A 23023-nucleotide genomic window follows, 5' to 3' on the forward strand; every position below is an offset into this window, starting at 1 on the left:
TATTGCTCAAATCTTGTAGTGGCTTTATGACATTTATTAATCCTTATGTCTCTTATGGATGCAATCTAGCCGTTGATTCATCAAGAAATTAGAGTACAATCGTTAGACCAGAGCCGGAAATGGCTACTAACCTTCGTGGTACAAAATAAATTTGTAGGAGGCATTGGAAACATAGGTGGGAGATGAGGAAAACCTTCACTGATAATAGTTTCACTATGTGTTCCTTTGAACCGTATCATATTGAGATAAGGTTTCAACGCTGCTTGCATTTGTAAAAGACGCTTAGACAGATTGTCTAAGCGTCTTTTGTGTTAAGAGATTGTAAATTAATTTACATAAATCGCTTACAATTTAAAAGGTTTAACTTTTATGTAATGAATTGGTAAACCCCATTATTTTAGTATGAAAATATGTTTAAATGGGTCTGACGAAAGATGGAGGTTGAAAAATGAAGCACGTAGAATTGATGGATATATCAAAGTCGTATGATAAACATACAAATGTATTAGATGAAATTAATCTTTCGATTAACAAGGGGGAGTTCTTTGTTTTAGTCGGTCCCTCTGGATGTGGAAAAAGCACATTATTAAGAATGGTTGCAGGGTTAGAAGAAATAACCGGAGGCGTACTGAAGCTAAATGATGAAGTAGCAAATCATCTACCACCTAAAAATAGAAATTTATCTATGGTTTTTCAAAATTATGCACTTTACCCACATTTAACAGTAGAGCAAAATATACTTTTTGGTTTAGATGTTAAGAAGGTTAATAAAAAAGAACAAAAAAGAAGACTCATGGAAACGGCAGAAATGATCGGTTTAAGTGAATTATTGAAAAGAAAACCTAAGGAACTATCTGGTGGCCAAAGGCAGAGAGTGGCATTAGCTAGGTCAGTTGTAAGTGAAGCACCACTTTGCTTAATGGATGAACCACTATCAAATTTAGATGCCAAATTGCGGGCGCATATGCGCGTTGAAATTCGTAGATTGCAAAGAAAGTTGGGTCTCACAATGATCTATGTCACCCATGATCAAGTCGAAGCAATGACAATGGGTGACAGGATTATGGTTTTGAATGATGGGAAAGTACAGCAGGTTGGAAAACCGATTACTTTATATAACGAACCAGCCAATACATTTGTAGCCTCTTTTATTGGCTCCCCAAAGATGAATATGGGAAAAGCTGAGTTATTCGTTGAGAATCGTCAAATTAAAGTGGAGGACAAGCTTACGTTTAATTTAAGTCCGTCAGATTTAATACATATACCAGCAGACAAAAAGACAATGATTGGCATTAGAGCAGAACATATTTATCCAGCAACTGAACAAGATGCAACTAATTATTTAGAAGTTGTTGGTGTGGAGCAGTTAGGAAATGAAACGATTATTGTTTTTGAAGAATTAGGAGGCCATCTATGGAATGCCAAATGGCCGGGCCAATGGGCGATTAATCCGGGTGATAAGGTTCCAGTTAACATTTCAGTTCGAAATTTTTGTTTCTTTGATGCAGAAAATGGTCAATTAATACAACCCGCATATCAAGAACAAAATCAAGAGCAAGAGGTCATCGCACAATGAATACAGAATCTGCTATGCCGTTTGAGTATAATCAAGTTCATTTCGAGGAGTTAAAAAAACAACAGCGTAAAAAAGTTTTCTTGAAAGGCCTTTTATTCTTATTACCCTCATTACTTTTATTTAGTATTTTTATATTTTATCCAATGATCCGCACGGTATATTTAAGTTTCTTTTTAACAAATCAAGCAGGTATAACAACAGTTTTTGTTGGAATGCAAAATTATATCGATATCTTCACATCTCCAATATTTATGAAAAGTTTAACATCAACATTTTTATTTGTTTTATTTACAGTGCCGGGAACGATTATTGTAAGCTTGTTTTTGGCAGTTATTGCAAATGAAAAGATAAAAGGGATCGGCTTTTTCCGAATGATATTTTCATCCACGATGGGGGTATCTGTAGCGGCAGCTTCTGTTTTTTGGCTATTTTTATTTCACCCGAGTATTGGATTTTTTAACAAAATATTAGTGACATTCGGTTTTGATAAAATCGGTTGGTTAACGAATCCAGAATGGGCCCTTGCTTCTGTTTCATTATCAACAGTTTGGATGAATATTGGATTCACATTTTTAATTATTCTTGGTGGTTTGCAATCCATTGACTCTCATCTATATGAAAGTGCAAATATAGATGGTGCGGGATTTTTCTACAAATTGCGACGGATTACAATCCCGATGCTTTCTCCTACCTTATTCTTTGTGGTCACTGTTTCAATCATTAATGCCTTTCAAACCTTTGGCCAAATCGATATGTTAACAAAAGGTGGACCAAGTAATGAAACAAATCTTATCGTTTACTCGATTTATCGTGAAGCGTTTGTGAATTATCAGTATGGTACAGCAAGTGCACAAGCTGTCGTCTTGTTCGTTATTATACTCATCATGACAGTGATCCAGTTCAAGCTTGGCGAAAGGAAGGTCCATTATCAATGAGGATGCCTCTTTCTAAAAAAATCGTCTTATATACATTACTCACAGTATCGGCATTCCTAGTATTTGTCCCGATCATCTTTGCTTTCTTGATGAGCTTTATGAATAGTCAGGATGCGATGTTAGGTAAAATAATCCCTTCTGTTTGGACACTTGATAATTACGTGAAGGCATTCGAACGTTTACCATTGCTGAAATTTCTATTCAACAGTTTAATTACTTCTCTGCTAATTATGATCGGTCAGTTAGTCTTGTCTAGTTTAGCGGCTTACGCATTTGTTTTTCTGAAATTTAAAGGGAGGGATGCTTTATTCTTTTTGTTTATTGCAACCATGATGATCCCATTTGAAGCGTCGATTATCCCGAATTTTCAAACGATTAAAGGGATGAATTTATTAGATACATATCCAGGGTTGGCCTTGCCTTTCTTGGCTACCGCATTTGGTACTTTTTTATTAAGACAAACATTTAAACAAATTCCTAAAGAACTTAAAGAAGCAAGTGAAATTGCTGGGATGGGCCATTTTAAATTTTATTTAACAGTCGTATTACCCGTTGCAAAAACAAGTCTAGTTACATTAGCACTTTATGGCTTCTTAACGGCTTGGAATATGTACTTATGGCCGCTTTTATCCACAACAAATGATCATGTACGAACCGTTCAAATTGGCTTAAAGCAATTGCAATCACAAGAAACAGTCAATCAATGGGGAGTTGTAATGGCTGGTGCCATGGTTGTGGCCATTCCTACGCTGATTTTATTATTCGTAGGGCAAAAGAGACTCCAAAAAGGGTTAGCTGAAGGTGCACTTAAATAACGATGGGTTCAATGATTATCAAATAGAAAAAAACTAAAGGAGACTATTACAATGATAAAAAAGTTTTTCGCTTTAATTATGGCAAGTCTATTAGTGATTCTAGCTGGTTGTGGTTCAAATCAAACATCAAGTACTGAGAAAGGATCTACATCTGAAAAAGATGACAAACAAGTTGTTACATTCTGGCATTCCATGAGTGGCGTGCCTCAAGAAACATTAAATAGTATTGTAGAGGAATATAATAATTCCCAAGATAAGGTTCAAGTAAATGCAGAATTCCAAGGAACGTATGAAGAGTCACTTCCGAAGTTTCATAGTGTTGGTGGAACGAAAGATGCTCCAACCATGATTCAAGTACAAGAAATTGGTTCAATGTCTATGATTAATAGTGGGAATATTGAAGCTATTCAAAAATTTATTGATGCTGAAAATTATGATATGAGTGGTCTCGAAGAAAATATTATTAACTATTACAAAGTAGATGACAAATTCTATTCCATGCCTTTTAACTCCTCAACACCTGTCATGTACTACAATAAAGATGCATTTAAAAAAGCTGGATTAGATCCTGAAAAAGCTCCAGAAACGTTTGAAGAAGTAGAAGAAGCAGGTAAGAAAATTGTTAAAAGTAATGACCAAATGAAAGGATTCGCTTTACAAGCATATGGTTGGTTATTTGAAGAGTTATTAGCTAATCAAGGTGGATTACTGTTAAATAACGACAATGGTCGCACAGATACACCTACAGCAGTCGAATTTGATAATGAAAAAGGGAAATCAATCTTTGAATGGGCAAAAAGAATGACGGATGCTGGAACTTTTGCAAACTATGGAACAAACTCTGATAATATGCTTTCTGGTTTCTTAGCAGGCGATGTAGCGATGTTCTTACAATCATCAGCTTCTTCAAGAGACGTGATTGACAATGCTCCTTTTGAAGTGGGCGTAGCTTTCTTACCTCACCCTGAAGCTGAAGAACGTCAAGGTGTTGCAATTGGCGGTGCAAGTTTATGGATGTCAAGCGGCAAAGAAGAAGCAGAACAAAATGCAGCTTGGGAATTTATGAAATATTTACAAACACCAGCAGTACAGGCTAAATGGCATGTAGGAACAGGCTACTTTGCCATTAATCCAGCTGCTTATGATGAGCAAGTTGTTAAAGATGCATACAAAGAAATGCCACAATTACAAGTTTCTGTACAACAGCTTCAAGCGACAAAACCGTCTTTTGCGACACAAGGTGCATTAATGGATATGATTCCGGCAGAACGTAAAATTATCGAAACCGCACTTGAAACAGTTTATAACGGTGGAGATGTAGATGAAGCATTCAATAGTGCGGTTGAACAGGTGAATGCAGCGATTGAACAATCTAATGCAGCAAGAGGAAAGTAATTTTTAATGATCGTTGATAAAGCAAAAAGAAAGAGAATAAAGCGAAAAAATGCTTTGTTCTCTATTTCATTATCCCTAAGTACAAGGGGCGGCCTCATTTGGTAAGTTTAATCAATTTTATTGGGGAAAATTAGAAAAGGAAGGATTGTGTTAATCATGATTCAAACTAAAATATTTGGCCACCGTGGAAGTATGGGCACTATGCCAGAAAACACTCTATTGGGATTCCTTCAGGCATGTGAGTGGGGGGTAGATGGTATTGAACTCGATGTACAATTGACAAAAGACGGAGAATTAGTAGTGATTCATGATGAAACGATCGATAGAACGACAGATGGTACAGGTTATGTCAAGGACTATACTCTACAAGAATTAAAACAGTTTAGTGCAGGAGTAAAATTCTCTAATTTAGCCTTATTTGATAAACATGTTTGGTCTAAAGAACGTATACCAACCCTAGAAGAAGTCTTAGAAATGATTACACCTTATCAAATTGAATTAAATATAGAATTGAAAACAGATATGTTTCCTTACGATGGGATTGAGGAAAAGGTTTTAGCGATTGTTCATCAATTTGATTACGCCGATAAAGTAATTTATTCTTCATTTCATTTACCAACTATACTAAAATTGAAAAAACTTGAGCCAAATACAAGAATTGCATGGTTATTAGTTTATGAACTCAGCCGTCCTTCTGAATATATTCAAAGTTTAGCATTAGAAGGATTACATCTTCATAAAGATTTACTATTAAACAAAGGGAATTATGGTATCAGTGCAGATGATTTTAAGATCAGAGCGTGGACAGTAAATGATCCAAAAGAAATGGAACAACTAGTAAACATGAATAATATAGATACCATTATGACAGATTTTCCAAAGGAAGCTCTTTTCTTAAGAAATGCTCATTCAGTAAAATTTTGATTTCAGATTTTTGTTTTAAGATACCTGATGACTAGCACAACCCGAAAGAAATACGCTGTTAAATATCTATGTAATTATTTGAGGAACGATTCAATTCAAGTAATCACGAATGCATGTGGAGTGCTGCGTTGATAAAACAAGCTAAATAATGAGCAGATGGAGTAAGGGGGATCTTGTAATAGACCTCCGCTTTTCCATCTGCTTTTATTTTTAATGTCACGGAGTTCAAGCGTACTACCTATTTTTGGGTTTTGAAATACTTGGAAGTTTCATTTACTTCAACTACCGCATCTCCTTTGAATGAACGAATCATAAAACTAGTGTAATAAACAATATTGAACAAGTGTGTTTATTACGAAGGTATATAGGTGAAAGATAGAAAAGATTGATTAAAATTTTTTGTGCTGGTTACAAAATACCTGTAACTTGCCTTTCTAGCTTTTTATCAGATTCTATTGTATAAATAACTGGAAGTTGAAAACCTTCAATTTTAGGGTGTTGTAAATCATTTTATGAAGGAGATAACCGAGATGAAAAAAATATTGCCTACTATTATCTGTTTATTTTTCATTTTCGGAGTGTATGTCACAATAGATAGTCAATGGATGCAGAACCGAGCAGAAGTTGACATGAATTCGTTTATTGTGATCGGACACCGCGGTGCTTCAGGATATGCTCCCGAGCATACAATTCCTTCTTATGAACTTGCTTTAAAACTAGGTGCGGATTATTTGGAAATCGATTTGCAGATGACGAAAGATGGAAAGTTAGTTGCAATGCATGATGACTTGGTTGATCGGACTACCAACGGTAAAGGAAAAGTATCTACTTATACACTCGCAGAACTTCAAGAGCTTGATGCGGGGTCATGGTTTAACATAGAACATAAGAAGTTTGCCGATTCAGTTTACGAGAATTTGAAGGTTCCTTCATTAGACGAAATTATTGATACGTTTGGAGAAACAGCCAATTATTATATCGAAACGAAGAATCCAGACAAATATCCAGGTATGGAAAAAGAATTACTCAAAATATTAAATGAAAATGGATTAATAGGTTCAGATGCTATAAAAGGAAGAGTAATCATTCAATCATTTAGCGAAAAAAGCCTTCGCAGGATTCATGCAAGTAATCCAGATATTCCGCTCATTCAATTGATAAAATACCAAGGGAGAGCCAAAGTCTCAAATAGTCAAATCAAGAGATGGAAAGAGTATGCAAGTGGGGTTGGACCGAACTATCGAAAGATTGATAAAAACTACATTCATACGATAAGAAAGGCTGGCTTGTGGATCCATCCGTACACAATTGATAACCAAGAAGATATGAAAAAGTTAATCGGGTATGGCATTACAGGTGCGTTTACGGATATGGCTGACCGGCTAGTTCAGGTAAGCAAAGAAGTTCCAGCCCCGACAAATTATGAGTAATAGTGGACAACATAGTAAAAGCCATATAAAAAGCCCTTGGGTAAGATTTGTTTTGAAAAGTTGAAGGGAACTGTTGAGTGGACGGAATCTATTTATCACGGGTGCTGATGATCGACTCTAAAAATAGAAGAAACTCGTCAAAAAGAGCCTTTATTAAAGCGGAGAAAAGGACTTTTTAGGGATATGAGAAGGTCGATATGTATGGATTACCATTTCCTTAATGGGGCAGTTGTATATAGTCCTGTTTTCTTGCACAAGAGGAAGGATATTACCTATAGAACCTGAATCTTAATGAAGCGTAGGTGGGGGATGAAGCCCCCCCCACTGATTGGATTTTTGCACTATTTCTCCGAGTTGCGCTTATGAATAGCCCGTAACAAAGATCCCTGAGAGACATCAGGAGGGAATGTTTTAATTAATTCTTACGGATTCCAATCTTCCGACCAGCCTCATTAGGCATGGGGTGGGACTGATAATCGTTTGCCATATTTTCAACCCGTGTTTTGATAGATGCTGGAAACGGAGCAGGGCGTCCTTCGGTCATGTCCATTCCCATCAACATTTGTTCACTTGTTGCTAAGCGATCACCCTGGTCATTTTCCATGACGAAAAATACATGTAGTCGTTTGGCGTCGTGGTCTAACAGATGGATTGTGACACGAAGGCCTTGACCTTCATGTGCCTCTTTTATAAACAGGAGATGTGTTTCTAATGTATAGATCGAATAATGATATTGATTACGAAAGTCAGCATTGATCCCTAACACGATCATTAGACGATCAACGGCCATGCTAAATACGATTGCATAAGCAGCATCAGTCATATGTCCGTTATAGTCGATCCAATCCTTTCGAACGATGTCTTCTAGCAACGGTTTTACGGTTTGAGACATTTCGCACCCTTCCTCCCTTTATACTTTCCCGCTTAAGTTTGCTCCTGGCCAATATTTTTCTAGTAGTTGAAGGAGTTCGATCAGAAAATCATCACGACGCTGTTCAAGTTGAGATATTGGATGTCCAGCTGTTTGCTGTTCACAGCCAGCCACAACTTTATTCGTTAGCCCCTCCGTTAGTTCAGGTGCAACGAGTTTGGTCCAAGGAAGTTTTAATGCAGGTCCAAATTGTTCGAGCATATGCTTCATCCCTTGTTCACCGCCAGCGAGGTGCAGGGTTAAGAAAGGTCCCATTAATGCCCAGCGTAACCCAGGACCATAAACAATTGCCGCATCTATTTCTTCTGTTGTAGCGATGCCGTCATTTACAAGATGTAATGCTTCGCGCCAAATTGCTTCCATAAGACGATCCGCAATATGCCCTTCGATTTCGTTAGATATAACAAGCGGTTTCATCCCGATTGATTCATAGAAATGTTCTGCCCGTTTTATAACGTCAGAGGAAGTATTTTTCCCACCAACAATTTCTACAAGTGGCACTAAATACACTGGGTTGAACGGATGAGCAACAATGACACGTTCTGGTTTTTCGCATTTTTCCTGTAATGTGGTAGGCATAATGCCAGATGTACTTGATGCAATGATCGCATCGGGTTTTGCATGTTGATCGATCATTGCTAATAGTGTTTGTTTTAATGCTTCGCGTTCTGGTGCGTTTTCTTGAATGAGATCTGCGTTCGCGATGGCTTTTGTAAGATTAGGTTCAAATATAAGTCGATCTTTTGAAGCTCCGGCAGCTAACCCTTTTTTTTCAAGAGCTGGCCATGCTTTATCGATTGCTGTTCGCATGCGTGCCTCAGCAGTTTCTGCTGGATCTGTTGCGATTACATCATAGCCTTGAGCAAGAAAACGAGTAATCCAGCCATTCCCGATAACTCCTGTACCAACAACGGTTACTTGTTTGATCAAATTTGAATCCATACTATTCAGCCTTTCCGTGAGGATTATTTAATTTGAGGTGTATTCTTGCTTCTTGAGGTGTCATCGGCTTGGTACCAAGACCATCCATGATTGTGATAACTTTTTCTACTAACTGGCCATTTGTTGCAAATACCCCTTTATCAAGGTAAAGGTTGTCTTCGAGACCTACGCGGACATTTCCACCAAGCAGCATTGATTGAATCGCTATTGGCATTTGATGGCGTCCGATCCCAAATGCAGACCAGTGAGCATTTTTGGGAAGCTTATCTCGCATGTATAGCATTGTTTCCGCATCCGCATCAGCTCCCCAAGGAATACCTAGGCAAAATTGAAACATAGGATCCCCGTCAATAAGACCTTCATCCACTAATTGTTTAGCAAAGCGAAGATGCCCAGTATCAAAGCATTCCAATTCTGGCTTAACACCACATTGTTGAATGAGACGAGCTTGTTTGCGAAGCCAGTTAGTTGGGCTTATATAAAGTTGATTGCCAAAGTTAAGGCTGCCACAATCAAGTGTACAAATCTCTGGTAATAATGTACCAACAGGTTCATGACGTTCCTCAGGTGTTTGGATGTCAGTTCCTGGCCCACCGACTGCTGGGTCTTCTTGGCTAGGAATCCAGTCACCACCACCACCTGCTGTAAGGTTAAGAATGACATCAGTGTCGGATTCACGGACTCGTTCCACCACTTCACGAAAAAGTTGCGGATCATGACTTAGAGCACCGGTTTTTGGATCGCGGACATGGATATGGGCGATTGTCGCTCCAGCTTTTGCTGATTCAATCGCAGCATTTGCAATTTCCTTAGGTGTGATTGGAACATGATGGCTCTTTTTTGTTGTATCGCCTGCACCAGTTACTGCGGATGTTACGATTACTTTTTTACTCATATCGATCCTCCTGTTCTTCTTTTTAAAAACATTCACTTGTAGAGGTTGTTCAAAAAGTCCGGTAAAGAAGCTTGTGAATGCTCATGAATGACCTTCTGTTAAAATCGCGCACGTCCTGTGCAAGCAAGTCCAGTCCTCACGTATTATTGTATACGCGCAGACTATCGCTAACAGAACTTCTTTGCTCTTTTATCTTCCTTTTTGAACCCGCACTTGTACAAAAAAAAGAAAATGGACAGTGTTTCACCATTTTCTTTTTAAATAAAGGACCGGAACCCGCTTACCTTATTACTAAATTCAAAATAGTTCGTAATAAGATTAAGGCGGCATGGGCAACGTGTTTTAGTTTGCTATTATTCCACCTCTAATTAGGTTCAGATCACAGGTATATTTAATTTATCTTCCATTTTAGAAATGAATTATGATTTTGGAACATGCTTGAAAATTTCCCCGCTATCAAAGAAATCGACTAAGCGTGTTAACCAATGGTAATAATCCAACCATTCCTTTGTTTCTTTGAGTAAGTCATTGACTTTTTGCTCTATTTCTTCTGTTAAGGTTTCATTCTCGAGCATGGCCTTTAATTCGGTTGATAATTTTTTCTCGAACAGTTTATTTTTTTTTATGGTCTTTTGCCAGTTGGAAGTGAATAACGAAACAAAGGTCTGGTAATAGTCTTGCTCAACATTATAAAGGTCTTTACGGACGCCTTTTTCAAAGACTTTTTCAGCAATATTGAGATCTAGCATTTCACGAACCACTTGGCTCATGCGCGTTTTACTCATGCCTGTTGCTTCTGATAATTCATCAAGGGTCATCGCTTTTCTATTCATATAGATAATACCAAGCACTCGGCCAACTGTTGTTGAGATCCCGAATGTGTGCATATTATCCGCAATTTTCTCGACAAATTGATCTTCCGCTTGTTTAATTTTACTAATTTGCTTTTCATCCACAACGATCATCCTTCCAATTGCCAGCTGCATATGTCACTGTATCACATTTGAGTAAAACTGGAAAATTAGTAATTGGAAGGAAATGAACAGATTGACGAGCATTTATAAGGAATGTCTTGCTTAAACTTTGTGCAATGAAAAGTTTACGTAAATTTCGTACAATTTGTACAATTTGTAAACTTTTTAATTTACAAACTTTACTTTACACTTAAGAGGTCACTAAAAATTTTTCACGGTTAAGTCCTTACATTAAATAGATTGATGTAAGGAAAATAATGGAGGTGTCTTACATTTGCTGAAATTTGACCACGTTTCGAAAATGTATAAGGGAGGAAAAAAGGCAGTTAACGACTTATCCTTAGAGTTTAAAAAAGGAGAATTTATTGTTTTTATCGGACCAAGTGGCTGTGGTAAAACGACAACAATGAAAATGATTAACCGCTTAATCGAACCTTCTGAAGGAAGCATTTATATTAATGGAGAAAACATTTTAGAAAAAGATCCAGTACAACTTAGACGCGAAATTGGGTATGTAATTCAACAAATTGGACTATTCCCTCATATGACGATTCAAGAAAATATTTCACTCGTTCCAAAATTGTTGAAATGGCCGGAAGAAAAACGTCGTACACGTGCAAGAGAGTTGTTAGAACTTGTTGATATGACACCAGAATACTTAGACCGCTTTCCACATGAACTAAGTGGTGGGCAACAACAACGTATTGGTGTGCTACGAGCATTGGCAGCTGATCAGTCCCTTATTTTAATGGATGAGCCATTTGGTGCGTTAGATCCTATTACCAGAGATGCTTTACAAGAAGAGTTCAAAAAATTGCAACAAAAACTAGGGAAAACAATTGTGTTCGTTACGCATGATATGGACGAAGCCCTTAAATTGGCTGATCAGCTTGTGATATTGCGAGATGGTCAATTGGTACAGGTAGGTACTCCTGATGAAATATTACGAAATCCGGTAAATGATTTTGTTGAAGAATTTATTGGGAAGGAACGGTTAGTTCAAGCTAGACCTAATATTCAAACAGTTGGGCAGATCATGAACTCAAAACCTGTTACTGTGACAGAGGACAGAACATTATCTGAAGCCATTCAAATAATGAAGCAACAAAGGGTAGATTCTTTACTGGTTATTGATGAAGAGCAGATGCTTAAAGGGTATATTGATGTTGAAATCATTGATCAATCCCGTAAAAAAGCGACACATGTTGGGGATGTACTGGTAACAGAATTACTAACAGTTGATAAAGATACACTGGTTCGTGATACAATTCGAAAAATCTTGAAAAAAGGGATGAAATATGTTCCTGTTATTGATCAAAAACAACGTCTTGTTGGGATTGTTACAAGGGCAAGTCTTGTTGATATTGTCTATGATTCTATTTGGGGCGAAGAAGAGATTGAACAATAATTGAAAGGAGGGAGAGGTGATGGATCGTATTATTGAGTTTTTTACTAATTATGGCGGCGAAATGTTATTTAAAACTTGGGAACATTTATATATATCATTAATTGCGGCACTATTAGGGATCATTATAGCTGTTCCACTTGGGGTTGCGCTAACTCGTTTTCCAAAAGGTGCCGGCTTTGTGATGGGGATTTTAGGTGTTATTCAAACGTTTCCGAGTTTTGCAATTTTAGCCTTTTTTATTCCAATTCTAGGTGTTGGTAAAGTTCCAGCTATTATCGCTTTATTTTTCTATTCAGTCCTACCTATCTTGAGGAACACATATACAGGTGTCAATGGTGTTAAACGTAGTTTGCTTGAAGCAGGACGCGGGATGGGTATGACTGGATGGGAACGTATCCGTTACGTCGAAGTGCCACTAGCAATTCCTATTATTATGGCAGGTATTCGTTTGTCCACTGTATATTTAATTGGTTGGGCAACTTTAGCTGCTTATATTGGAGCTGGTGGACTAGGTGATTACATTTTTAGTGGTCTTAACTTATACCAAGCCGAATTCATTGTTGCTGGAGCGGTTCCGGTTACTATTTTAGCCTTATTGGTTGATCTTCTTTTAGGTCGTATTGAAGAAAAAGTAACACCTAAGGGAATTAGAAAAATGAAAGAAGCCGTTTAGGTAGGGGGAGCATGAAACGTGTTAAAAATAAATAAGAGTTTACTAGTTGCATTCGTCTCTTTGACTGTTTTCATTAGTGGTTGTTCTCTTCCTGGCTTGAGTGGACCGGCTAAGAATACAGTTACTGTCGGGACATTGGGTACGTCAGAATCACAGATTATGGGGAATATCGTTCGCCTTATGATTGAACATTACTCGGATGTCCACGTTGAAATGGTCAATAATTTAGGTTCATCGATCGTCCAACATAAAGCGATGATGAGCGGAGATGTTGATATTACTGCGACACGTTATACAGGAACAGACTTAGCGGGTGCGTTAGGAATGGAGCCGGTAAACGATCCACAGGAAGCACTTGAAATTGTGCAACGTGAATTTGAAGAACGATTTGATCAAACATGGTTTGATTCATATGGGTTTGCTAACTCTTATGCATTTACTGTCACGAGAGAATTAGCTGAAAAAGAAAACTTGAACACAGTATCCGATTTAGAACCATTTGTTTCTGAGTTGAAATTAGGCGTTGATAATGCCTGGTTGAAACGAAAGGGAGATGGGTATGAGGGTTTCGTCTTAGAGTATGGGTTTGAATTTGGCAAAACGTATCCGATGCAGATCGGTTTAGTTTATCAAGCGGCAGCGAACGGAAAGATGGATGTTGTGCTTGCTTATACAACAGATGGCCGTATTAAGGCATTTGATTTAAAAGTATTAGAGGACGATAAGTACTTTTTTCCACCATATGATACGTCAGTTGTTGCGAGTAATGATGTATTAGACAAACACCCAGGTCTCAGAGATATCCTTCAAAAACTAGCAGGTACAATTGATACAGAAAAAATGCAAGAGTTGAACTATGCTGCTGATGGAAAAATGAAGGAACCATTAATCATCGCAAAAGAGTTTTTGGAAGAACACAATTACTTTGAATAATTAGGGGGTGACTATTAATGGAAACGATACAGGAGGTTTTATATTATTATTCTCAAAACACAGGATATGTATGGGAACAATTTTATCGGCATTTTTTAATGGCTGCTTATGGTGTGATTTTAGCAGCGATCGTTGCAATACCGCTTGGAATCTTAATTGCCAGATACCATAAGTTAAGTATCTGGGTCATGTCTTTAGCAAACATTATACAAACGATCCCGGCATTGGCCATGTTAGCTGTGCTTATGTTGGTAATGGGACTTGGAACGAATACAGTTGTGTTTGCTCTGTTTCTCTATTCCCTTTTACCAATTATAAAAAACACGTATACAGGCATTCGAAATGTTGATCATGCTTTACTAGAGTCCGGGAAAGCGATGGGGATGACCAAGTTACAAGTGTTACGAATGGTTGAGCTACCGCTTGCTTTGTCAGTTATTATGGCAGGATTACGAACTGCGTTAGTTATTACAATAGGTATTGCGACCATTGGTACGTTCATTGGTGCTGGCGGATTAGGTGATATCATTTTACGAGGTACAAATGCTACAGATGGGACAGCGCTTATTTTAGCAGGGGCAATCCCTACCGCTTTGATGGCCATTATCGCTGATGTTGTGATGGGTTGGATAGAACGAAAGTTATCACCCATGAAAAAGAGAAAGGGTACCGTAAAGCAAGTTGAAGAGCTCGCAGTATAGCCTTTCTTAACAGCAGGTCATTAATGAGCGACGAAGAAATTGTAAACTTTTTACCAGCCTTTTTGAACAAGCTCTTAGAGAGGAAAAAAGGAGGAACTCATGTGACTATTGTACAAATTTTACTAGAGAAAGATGTTCCTTGTACGTTACGGGATGGTACGGTTCTATATGCAGACATTTATCGCCCTAATAAGGAAGGAACTTTTCCGGTTCTGCTGACCCGACTGCCTTATAATAAAGCTTTGCCTATGTATTCACATCGGTATCTCGATACAAATCGAATGGTGCAAAATGGATATGTAGTCATTGTTCAGGATGTCAGAGGACGCTTTGCATCTGAAGGAGATTTTGTCCCATTTTTACATGAAGCGGAAGATGGATATGACACGGTGGAATGGGCGGCAAAACTCTCTTTTTCAAATGGAAAAGTGGGGATGTTTGGTTTGTCCTATTATGGCTTTACGCAGTTGCTGGCTGCTACGGAACGGCCACCACATTTGCATGCGATTGCTCCTGCCATGACGTTATATGACTGGCGTGAGAACACAGTAGAAAAGGGTGGGAAGTTCTTGGTCGGTTCTTCAGAAACATGGGCACTTCAATCAGTTGCACCAGATCAGATTAGTAGAAAGTATAAAGATCCGAAAAAGTATGCTGAGATGATGGGGAAAATGGCGGAATATGACAATCGGATAGAAGAATGGTATCATTACAAGCCAATTCAGGATTGGCCTCCACTCAAAGAGCTAGGAGTAGCTGGCTTCTTTTATGATCTTGTTGGTGATACATGGAGTGAAGATCAATGGGATCGAGTGAATATTACAAACAAATATCACAATATCGAAGTTCCGGCTTATCATATTGCTGGCTGGTATGATAACTTTTTACAAGCAACGCTTCAAAATTATACGAAGTTGAGTGACATGGTGGAATCCGATCAAAAATTAATTATTGGTCCATGGGGACACGGTTTATTTAGTTCTGTACTAGGTGAAAGGTCTTTTGGCATTCATGCATCTGGCGATTGGATTGATCAAAAAGAAGACTTGACTAATTTACATATTCGATGGTTTGATCATTGGTTAAAAGACAAGAATTCGACTGTGTTTGAAGAAGCGCCGATTAAATTGTTTGTTATGGGGATTAATAAGTGGCGTAGTGAAAATGAATGGCCGTTAGCTCGAACAAAGTATACTCCTTTTTATTTACATAGTGAGGGGGGAGCAAATACTCGCTTTGGTGATGGGCGTTTAAGGTTTGAAAAGCCGGAAAATGAACCAGTCGATACATTTGTGTATGATCCTGCGAATCCAGTTCCATCAAATGGGGGAGCAACCTTGTTTTCCGGTGTTAACACGTTGGGACCTCTTGATCAGCGAGAAATTGAAAAAAGAGATGATGTATTAGTTTATACATCAGAGCCTTTAGAGCGAGCACTTGAAGTGACAGGCCCAATCAAAGTGAAGCTTTGGGCAAAAACAGATGCGCAAGACACGGACTTTACCGCGAAATTAATCGACGTTATGCCCGATGGAAGAGCTTATAATTTAACAGATGGTATTGTTCGTACGACGTATCGAAATGGACAGAAGCAGGAAGAAGCCATAAATGATGAAGTCGTTCAATATGAGATCGATTTATGGGCAACCAGTAATGTGTTTCTGCCTGGCCACCAAATAAGAGTGGAGATTTCGTCCAGTAACTTTCCACGCTTCGATGTGAATTTTAACAATGGTACAACGATGCTGGAAGCCACAAAGTATCAGACAGCTAACCAAACCATTTATCACAATGAAGAGTACCCCTCTCATATTTTGTTACCGGTCATCCCATGCATTGAAAACTAAAATGATATCAAAAAAATTGCTATTTATTAGCAATTTTTTTCATTATAAAGATAAAATAGTGAAGTGCAATGTGTTGGAATTATTACCAGAAAAATATACAAGCGAAATTTAATAATTAAAGGCAAATTATTAGATGGTGGTGTAGAAGATGAAGAATAGAGATTTAAAGATTAATACATCGATTGAAAAGCTCTTGAACAATGAGGATTTTTCTGGAGTTGTCATAGTTAAGGATGAAACTGAAGTGATATTGGAGTCAGCATCTGGTTTTGCCAATCGCGTGGATGAACAGCTGAATACCATTCATACACGCTTTAGCATCGCTTCAGGTTGTAAGTTGTTTACTGCAATTGCGATCTGCCAATTAGTTGAAAATGGCCAATTATCTTTTGATACACGACTTAAAGACTGTTTGGATATAGAATTCCCTCATTTTAATGAAAATGTATTGATCCACCATCTCTTAACACATAGCTCAGGAATTCCAGACTATTTTGATGAAGAGATAATGGCTGACTTTGAAGATCTTTGGAAGGCAACACCTATGTATCTATTAAAAAGTTTAAAAGATTTTCTACCACTTTTCCAAAATGGCAACATGATGTTCAAGCCTGGAGAGAAATTTCATTATAATAATGCTGCATTCATAGTTCTAGGGTTGATTGTTGAGCAACAAACAGGCTGTTCTTTTTCAGACTATGTTGTAAAGAATGTTTTTAAACGATGTGGAATGAATGATTCTGGTTATTTTTCTTTAGATCAGCTTCCTAAAAACACATCTTACGGATACATCGATCATGAGGATGGGACATGGAAAACGAATGTCTACTCAATTCCTATCCAAGGTGGTGCAGATGGAGGAGCCTATATTACTGCTCCGGACATGATTAAGCTTTGGGAAGCATTATTTAATTTTCAGCTATTAAATGAAACAAATACGAATTTGCTTTTGACTTCACACATTCATGTGAAAGAGGGAGTAGATTACGGGTATGGGGTTTGGATTAACAAACGGAATCATTCCATCTACAAATATCATGTAATGGGCTATGATCCTGGTGTGAGCTTCCATTCAGCGGTATATCCTGAATTTGGGATTATCGTTGCAATTCCTTCAAACAAATGTTCAGGTTCTTATCAAGTAATGAAAGCAATAGAAGAATATATGGAGGGATAACCGATATTTTGTGTTCAGAGCTTGGAATAAGTTTTTACCTACTAGCATTTTAAGAGAGAAAGCCGGGTAGAGGAGAGAATATGGATATAAGGAAATTAAATGTAAATGAAATACCACCAATGGATTTATTGTTATTAGCTGATCCTTCGCGAAAAATGGTTGAACAATATATCGCTAGGGGAGAATGTTTTGTAGCTGAAATTGATCAACAAATTATTGGCGTTTATGTGCTACTACGAACACGTCCCGAGATGGTGGAATTGGTGAATGTTGCTGTAGCAGAACAGCATCAACATAGAGGGATAGGGAAGCAGTTAGTATTGGATGCAGTTCAATCCGCCAAGCGAAAAGGATATAAAACAATAGAAGTTGGTACTGGGAATTCAAGCATAGGACAGTTAGTACTTTATCAAAAATGTGGCTTTAGAATGGTTGATATCGATAAGGACTTTTTTATTAAGCATTATCAAGAAGACATTTTTGAGAATGGTATACAGTGCAGGGATATGGTTCGATTATCTCAGGATTTATAAGGCGAACAAAAAAAGATTGTAGTGAAAATCTCTTTTCACTACAATCTGACTGTGATCTATTGAGTGTTTTAATAACTCCTATACACATAAGGATCATTAGAAATCCTATCAACTTCTTCTGGTTACTTACCAGAAGAAGTTTGTTTAAATAGCTTTTTTTCGTTGATAAGTAGAAAGCACGACTCCTCCCACAATGAATAGGGACCCTAATAATTCTACACTGGTAATTGGTTTGGATAGTAAAATGAATCCTGTAACCATGGCGACAAAGGGCTCTAAATTAGATAATATAGATGCCTTTGAAGCATCGACATGTCGAATATTATTATTCCAAATAAGTGTGGCTATGCCATGCACAATAACTGCTGTTCCGATTAATAAAGCCCAATCAGATATATCAAAGCTGATCCGAATTGGAGCGTCTAATGAAAAAGCAAATGGGATCGCTACAATAAATCCAACAAGATTTGAATATAAAGTAATCGTAAGAGGGTCTACTCTTTGCGAGAGTACTCTTGTCATAATTATCATAATGGCGAAAGTAATCATCGTTACAACAATCCATAATAATCCTTTATCAATGTGAATCGTTGATAAATTACCTTTCGTTACAACAAAATAAATGCCGATGACCGCAAGAAAGGAACCCATTAACATACGAGTCGTTAATTTTTCTTTTAAAAATACAGCGGCTAAAAAGCTAGTTAAAATAGGAGTAGTAGCTAAAATTAATGCAGATGTTGTTGGATCAGCTGTTTGTAATCCCATAAAAAAAGACCATTGATTAACAAATACACCGATAACTCCCAAAACAAAAAGCCACATCAAATCTACATTATTCACACGTCTAAATCCTTTTTTGTACAAAGATAATCCAATTAACACTAGGACAATAAACAGTAGTCTCAGCATAGTTAGCATAGTTGGGGAGAAATCTTGAACTAATATCTTACCAAAGACAAAATTACTTCCCCATACAACAACACATAAAATCAGCCAAGAATAAGCTTTTAACATTTAAATCATCACCGTACCTCTAACAAAATGCCATTGGTCTATTATAAACGTAATAGCTTGTTCCGTATACTATTTTAATAATTCGGATATAAGATGTTCTTATATCCGAATTTCCCCTTTTTTTGTGAGGGATTGTACCTGGAAATCCTGAATCTATTTAAGCTGATCCGAACGGGTACTTATGTTTAGCGCTAACGAAATATTTAGATCCTAAAAAGTGGGAATTGATTAAAATGCCCAACAATATTCTTTGCAGTTCTTCATTAAATAAAGGGAAGGATGAATTTTTATATGAGGGATGGATGGAAATGGCGAAAAGGTACCGGGGAAAAACATTAAGTAAGCTCCCTTCAAAAGGACGAGGGGACTGTCCGTTGTGTAATCGAAAAAGAATTAAATTATTATACTCTCATAAAACGGAAACAAAAAACATCATTCAAGTATGTAAAAACTGCCGACATAAATAAGTTTGCCAAGATTGCTTCGACGACTTTTTTTGTTGAACGGGCGGGAAAGGGTAAGCAATGTTAGCGATATCTACTATGGGCTGAAGATTTGGTCGGTTTGAATGAGTTAATCCGTTTACTTAATAAACTAGAGGCTAAAAATAGCTAGAAATGAAGGAGCTAAGAGTAAGTTTAGCGTTCATTGAGAACAAAAAAACAGTGCAATTTCATAGGTGAAATGCACTGCTCCTTTATAAGTTTTCATAGCTTTTTCACTCTAAAAGAGGAAAGCTGAAATTATCTGACTGCCTCTTTTAGCTGATTTAATTCCGATACAGGTCTGATGCGTTGTTCTGTTTCGACATCGAAGAAATGCGCTTTATTCATATCCAGTGCCATTTCCAAATTATCGCCTGCTTGAACGATTGTACGAGCATCAACACGTGCAACGAAGTCTTGGCCACCTAGTGAAGAGTAAAGCATGAACTCTGCACCCATTAGCTCAGCTACTTCAATGTGGGCACTCATTCTCGTTTCTGGAGAAGATTCAATGAATAAAGGCTCATCGTGGAAGTCTTCAGGGCGAATTCCCAAAATGATCTCTTTTCCTACATAGCCTTGATCACGAAGAAGCTTCATTTTGCCTTCAGGGATTGCGATAGATTGGTCACCAATTTTAACAAAACCATTTTCTAGTTTTCCATTTAAGAAGTTCATGGCTGGAGAGCCAATGAAACCGCCCACAAAAACATTTTCAGGTCTTTCATACACATCTTTAGGAGCACCAACTTGTTGGATGATACCGTCTTTCATAACGACAAGGCGTGTGGCCATCGTCATTGCTTCTGTTTGGTCATGGGTAACATAAATTGTTGTTGTGTTTAAGCGTTTGTGCAGTTTTGCAATTTCAGCACGCATTTGCACACGTAGCTTAGCATCAAGGTTCGACAATGGCTCATCCATCAGGAAGACTTTTGCGTCACGGACGATTGCACGACCAAGGGCAACACGTTGACGTTGACCACCGGAAAGGGCTTTAGGTTTACGATCCAAGTATACTTCGAGACCAAGAATTTTCGCCGCATCTTTCACGCGTTGATCAATTTCTGCTTTCGGCATTTTACGAAGTTTTAGCCCGAATGCCATATTATCATATACAGACATATGTGGGTATAGTGCATAGTTTTGGAAGACCATCGCGATATCGCGATCTTTAGGCGGAACATCATTTACACGTTTTCCATCAATGTAGAAATCACCTTTTGAAATTTCTTCAAGTCCTGCGATCATACGTAATGTTGTCGATTTACCGCAGCCAGAAGGTCCTACGAAAACGATAAATTCCTTATCTTCAATTTGTAGATTGAAATCTTCTACAGCCGTTACTTTATTATCGTAGATTTTAAAAATATGTTCTAATTGTAATTCTGCCATTTATAAAACCTCCCAATCTCTTGTCTATGAATCTATTGTATTGGAAGCGTATTCAAAATAATATAGACAGGGTGCACAAAAATGATAGTATGTTTTTATGCAAGTTGCCATAGATTTAAAATTCTGATAACAAAATTAGCAAATAAGCAGGTAATGCATGATTAAAGGCTCGTACATCAAGGCCTGTTTTATCAATAAATTTATCGATGCGATATTGCAAACTGTTGCGGTGAATATAAAGTCTCTTAGCAGCTAAACTTGCATTTGAATTGCATTCAATATACGTTTTCACTGTACCAATTAATTCTTTATCTAGTAAAGTCTCGCCGAGTAATGCAATAGTAAACCATTTTTTTTCTTCTTCTGTTATGCCCTCTAAAAAAAGGAACGGAAGTAGATCAGCAAGAACTATCATTTTCCGGTTTTGGATAAAATTCTTCGCTTTAAGGTAGAATTTCTTTTCCATTTCATAGTGAGAGGATAACTCTTTATCTACAAAATGAAAGCTGCCTAGGAATATTTCAATCTTTGTATAAAAATCACTTTCCAATGTTGAAAGCATGGCCATTAGTTCTTCTTTGTCTAAACCATCTTCTGTTTTTCCCTCGATTAAAGCTCCTGATCTATCACTCGTCCATACTAATATAGCATTTGATGAAACGAATGACAGTAGCGCATCTTCAAAGTCACGACCAGAAAAGTCATTGTGATCAAAGTGAAAGTGGGTGAAACGAACATGTTCCCAGCGTGTTTTGGGCAATTTCCCATTCTTATGTAACAAGAAATCACTCCAAGGCTGTTTGGTCGAAGAATCGTTTCGCCCATCGAAAAAGTCTGTATGGAATAAGAGACTAAGAAGGTTGATCTCTTCAGGTGTAATGGCTGATTTAGGTATCCCGATTTCATTGCCATTATCATCTTTAAACCAAAAGTATTTTTCAACGTAAGGAGCATCCTGTTTATGAGCAATTGAATTTGGATATTTGTTAAGTAATTTTTCTATCATAATGGACTGCCTTTCTTGTTTGTATTCAGGTGAACTTTTCTTTATTATAACGAAGTTTTAATTATTAGAACAATTTGATGTATTTTTTATCAATTTTAGGGATAAGTAGTAAATTGGGTGAGAAAAGACCTTTTTTTAAAAATTAGAATAGCGAAGAGGGGAATAATGGAGTTATTAAGAAAGAGACAGACCCATGATGGGTTCAGTCTCTTTCGCATCCTGTTAGTCACTTATTTGAGGAGGATCTTCGTCATAAAAATCATGCGACTCCTCAATATTTTGCTTGCTTCCTGCTTGATAGACGTTACCGCCGGCCATACCTTCGTTAATAATTCGATCAACATCTAAATAGGCTGTATCTTTTCCTTCGTAATCAGTATCTTTGAGAAATGTGTACTTTTCTTTCATGTAGCTTTCCTCCTATAATGGCACTTTTGCACGTGATTATAGTTTTACCGAAGAAAAAGTTCATTATTCATAAAGTGAAACTTCAATCAGTGGGGGGCATCCCCAGCTGATTGTTAGTCCCGTTCTAATGTCGCTAATACCTCCACTTCGCTTCGGTCAAGCGACATTACGAACCTGATCAATGAACTCAGACTAAGTACGCCGCATCCTGCGGCAACGTCTGCGTGACCCACATCCTGTGGGCCTCAACTAAACCTTTGAAGACCACAAAGGTAAGTTTCACTGTATCTCACCAATCGGGCTTTGATGGGCAGTTATCCCCCACCTGCGCTTCCTCGATTCCTCTAAGCTTTGAGGTGGGGGGGCTTTTACTGCCCGTTAATGCAGATAAACGTGAAAGACCATTAAGTCGTGAATCTTGCTTGTTAGCTGATTCATATTGGCGCGAGCGGGTTCTGAATTTCGATACTCAATCCTTCCATCAGGATGATAAATGGCTTGATAATATTTTTTATCATAATAAAAGGAAATCGTCCAACCAGGCAATTGTTTGTCTTTATATAATGGCGCCACCTGAAAATGAGTGATCACATGATTACCCCCATAAATGGGATTATTAGTCG

22 protein-coding genes are annotated in these 23023 nt (G+C 37.6%); 13 read left to right on the plus strand and 9 right to left on the minus strand.

Annotated elements, in window-relative coordinates; genetic code table 11:
- The first annotated feature begins 448 nt into the window (after positions 1–448).
- The 6 genes from JNUCC23_RS06120 to JNUCC23_RS06145 all read left to right on the plus strand — a co-directional run bounded on the left by JNUCC23_RS06120 (position 449) and on the right by JNUCC23_RS06145 (position 7075).
- On the plus strand, positions 449–1576 hold the full coding sequence (locus JNUCC23_RS06120; protein ID WP_062182432.1) for an ABC transporter ATP-binding protein: 1128 nt from the start codon (positions 449–451) through the stop codon (positions 1574–1576).
- Positions 1573–2511 carry a carbohydrate ABC transporter permease gene (locus JNUCC23_RS06125; protein ID WP_403072510.1) on the plus strand — a complete coding sequence of 313 codons (939 nt, stop codon included), beginning with the start codon at positions 1573–1575 and terminating at the stop codon, positions 2509–2511. Before JNUCC23_RS06120 ends, JNUCC23_RS06125 begins: the two co-directional genes overlap by 4 nt.
- Complete coding sequence (locus JNUCC23_RS06130) at positions 2508–3326, plus strand: carbohydrate ABC transporter permease (protein ID WP_403072513.1); 819 nt, start codon at positions 2508–2510, stop codon at positions 3324–3326. Before JNUCC23_RS06125 ends, JNUCC23_RS06130 begins: the two co-directional genes overlap by 4 nt.
- Before the next feature lie 51 nt (positions 3327–3377).
- Complete coding sequence (locus JNUCC23_RS06135; RefSeq protein WP_403072516.1) at positions 3378–4721, plus strand: ABC transporter substrate-binding protein; 1344 nt, start codon at positions 3378–3380, stop codon at positions 4719–4721.
- 156 nt (positions 4722–4877) lie between these two features.
- On the plus strand, positions 4878–5645 hold the full coding sequence (locus JNUCC23_RS06140; RefSeq protein ID WP_403072519.1) for a glycerophosphodiester phosphodiesterase: 768 nt from the start codon (positions 4878–4880) through the stop codon (positions 5643–5645).
- Between the two features lie 530 nt (positions 5646–6175).
- Positions 6176–7075, plus strand: coding sequence for a glycerophosphodiester phosphodiesterase (locus tag JNUCC23_RS06145; protein ID WP_454214825.1), 900 nt, complete (start codon positions 6176–6178; stop codon positions 7073–7075).
- A gap of 415 nt (positions 7076–7490) precedes the next feature.
- On the opposite strand, the gene JNUCC23_RS06150 is transcribed toward JNUCC23_RS06145, so the two are convergent.
- The 4 genes from JNUCC23_RS06150 to JNUCC23_RS06165 form a co-directional block, all read right to left on the minus strand.
- Positions 7491–7967 (minus strand): thioesterase family protein, encoded by a 477-nt coding sequence (locus tag JNUCC23_RS06150; RefSeq protein WP_062182417.1) that lies wholly within the window; start codon positions 7965–7967, stop codon positions 7491–7493.
- 18 nt (positions 7968–7985) lie between these two features.
- The gene (locus JNUCC23_RS06155) at positions 7986–8948 is read right to left on the minus strand and encodes an L-carnitine dehydrogenase (protein WP_403072526.1); all 963 of its coding nucleotides are present in this window, start codon (positions 8946–8948) and stop codon (positions 7986–7988) included.
- Between the two features lies 1 nt (position 8949).
- Positions 8950–9843, minus strand: coding sequence for a 3-keto-5-aminohexanoate cleavage protein (locus JNUCC23_RS06160; RefSeq protein WP_454214828.1), 894 nt, complete (start codon positions 9841–9843; stop codon positions 8950–8952).
- A 419-nt stretch (positions 9844–10262) separates the two neighbouring features.
- Positions 10263–10799 carry a GbsR/MarR family transcriptional regulator gene (locus JNUCC23_RS06165; protein WP_454214830.1) on the minus strand — a complete coding sequence of 179 codons (537 nt, stop codon included), beginning with the start codon at positions 10797–10799 and terminating at the stop codon, positions 10263–10265.
- 292 nt (positions 10800–11091) lie between these two features.
- Here JNUCC23_RS06165 and JNUCC23_RS06170 point away from each other — a divergent pair, with 292 nt between their 5' ends.
- The 7 genes from JNUCC23_RS06170 (at position 11092) to JNUCC23_RS06200 (ending at position 18089) form a co-directional block, all read left to right on the plus strand.
- Positions 11092–12225: a betaine/proline/choline family ABC transporter ATP-binding protein gene (locus JNUCC23_RS06170; protein WP_403072535.1), complete on the plus strand. Its 1134-nt coding sequence runs from the start codon at positions 11092–11094 to the stop codon at positions 12223–12225.
- Positions 12226–12244: 19 nt separating this feature from the next.
- Positions 12245–12898, plus strand: coding sequence for an ABC transporter permease (locus JNUCC23_RS06175; RefSeq protein WP_403072538.1), 654 nt, complete (start codon positions 12245–12247; stop codon positions 12896–12898).
- A gap of 18 nt (positions 12899–12916) precedes the next feature.
- Positions 12917–13831, plus strand: a complete 915-nt coding sequence (locus JNUCC23_RS06180; RefSeq protein WP_403072541.1) for an osmoprotectant ABC transporter substrate-binding protein — start codon at positions 12917–12919, stop codon at positions 13829–13831.
- A gap of 17 nt (positions 13832–13848) precedes the next feature.
- Positions 13849–14532 carry an ABC transporter permease gene (locus JNUCC23_RS06185; protein WP_403072544.1) on the plus strand — a complete coding sequence of 228 codons (684 nt, stop codon included), beginning with the start codon at positions 13849–13851 and terminating at the stop codon, positions 14530–14532.
- Between the two features lie 101 nt (positions 14533–14633).
- Positions 14634–16379, plus strand: coding sequence for a CocE/NonD family hydrolase (locus tag JNUCC23_RS06190; RefSeq protein ID WP_403072547.1), 1746 nt, complete (start codon positions 14634–14636; stop codon positions 16377–16379).
- Between the two features lie 148 nt (positions 16380–16527).
- Positions 16528–17556 (plus strand): serine hydrolase domain-containing protein, encoded by a 1029-nt coding sequence (locus tag JNUCC23_RS06195; protein WP_403072550.1) that lies wholly within the window; start codon positions 16528–16530, stop codon positions 17554–17556.
- 80 nt (positions 17557–17636) lie between these two features.
- On the plus strand, positions 17637–18089 hold the full coding sequence (locus tag JNUCC23_RS06200) for a GNAT family N-acetyltransferase (protein ID WP_403072553.1): 453 nt from the start codon (positions 17637–17639) through the stop codon (positions 18087–18089).
- A gap of 144 nt (positions 18090–18233) precedes the next feature.
- On the opposite strand, the gene JNUCC23_RS06205 is transcribed toward JNUCC23_RS06200, so the two are convergent.
- The 5 genes from JNUCC23_RS06205 to JNUCC23_RS06225 all read right to left on the minus strand — a co-directional run bounded on the left by JNUCC23_RS06205 (position 18234) and on the right by JNUCC23_RS06225 (position 22991).
- Positions 18234–19106, minus strand: a complete 873-nt coding sequence (locus JNUCC23_RS06205; protein WP_454214834.1) for a DMT family transporter — start codon at positions 19104–19106, stop codon at positions 18234–18236.
- A gap of 743 nt (positions 19107–19849) precedes the next feature.
- Positions 19850–20986 carry an ABC transporter ATP-binding protein gene (locus JNUCC23_RS06210; protein WP_403072557.1) on the minus strand — a complete coding sequence of 379 codons (1137 nt, stop codon included), beginning with the start codon at positions 20984–20986 and terminating at the stop codon, positions 19850–19852.
- A 115-nt stretch (positions 20987–21101) separates the two neighbouring features.
- Positions 21102–21992, minus strand: coding sequence for a PucR family transcriptional regulator (locus JNUCC23_RS06215; protein ID WP_454214837.1), 891 nt, complete (start codon positions 21990–21992; stop codon positions 21102–21104).
- Between the two features lie 222 nt (positions 21993–22214).
- Positions 22215–22400 carry a hypothetical protein gene (locus JNUCC23_RS06220; RefSeq protein ID WP_403072563.1) on the minus strand — a complete coding sequence of 62 codons (186 nt, stop codon included), beginning with the start codon at positions 22398–22400 and terminating at the stop codon, positions 22215–22217.
- 378 nt (positions 22401–22778) lie between these two features.
- Positions 22779–22991, minus strand: a complete 213-nt coding sequence (locus JNUCC23_RS06225) for a DUF5342 family protein (protein ID WP_454214839.1) — start codon at positions 22989–22991, stop codon at positions 22779–22781.
- Positions 22992–23023: the final 32 nt, after the last annotated feature.

Source organism: Peribacillus sp. JNUCC 23 (assembly GCF_053653995.1).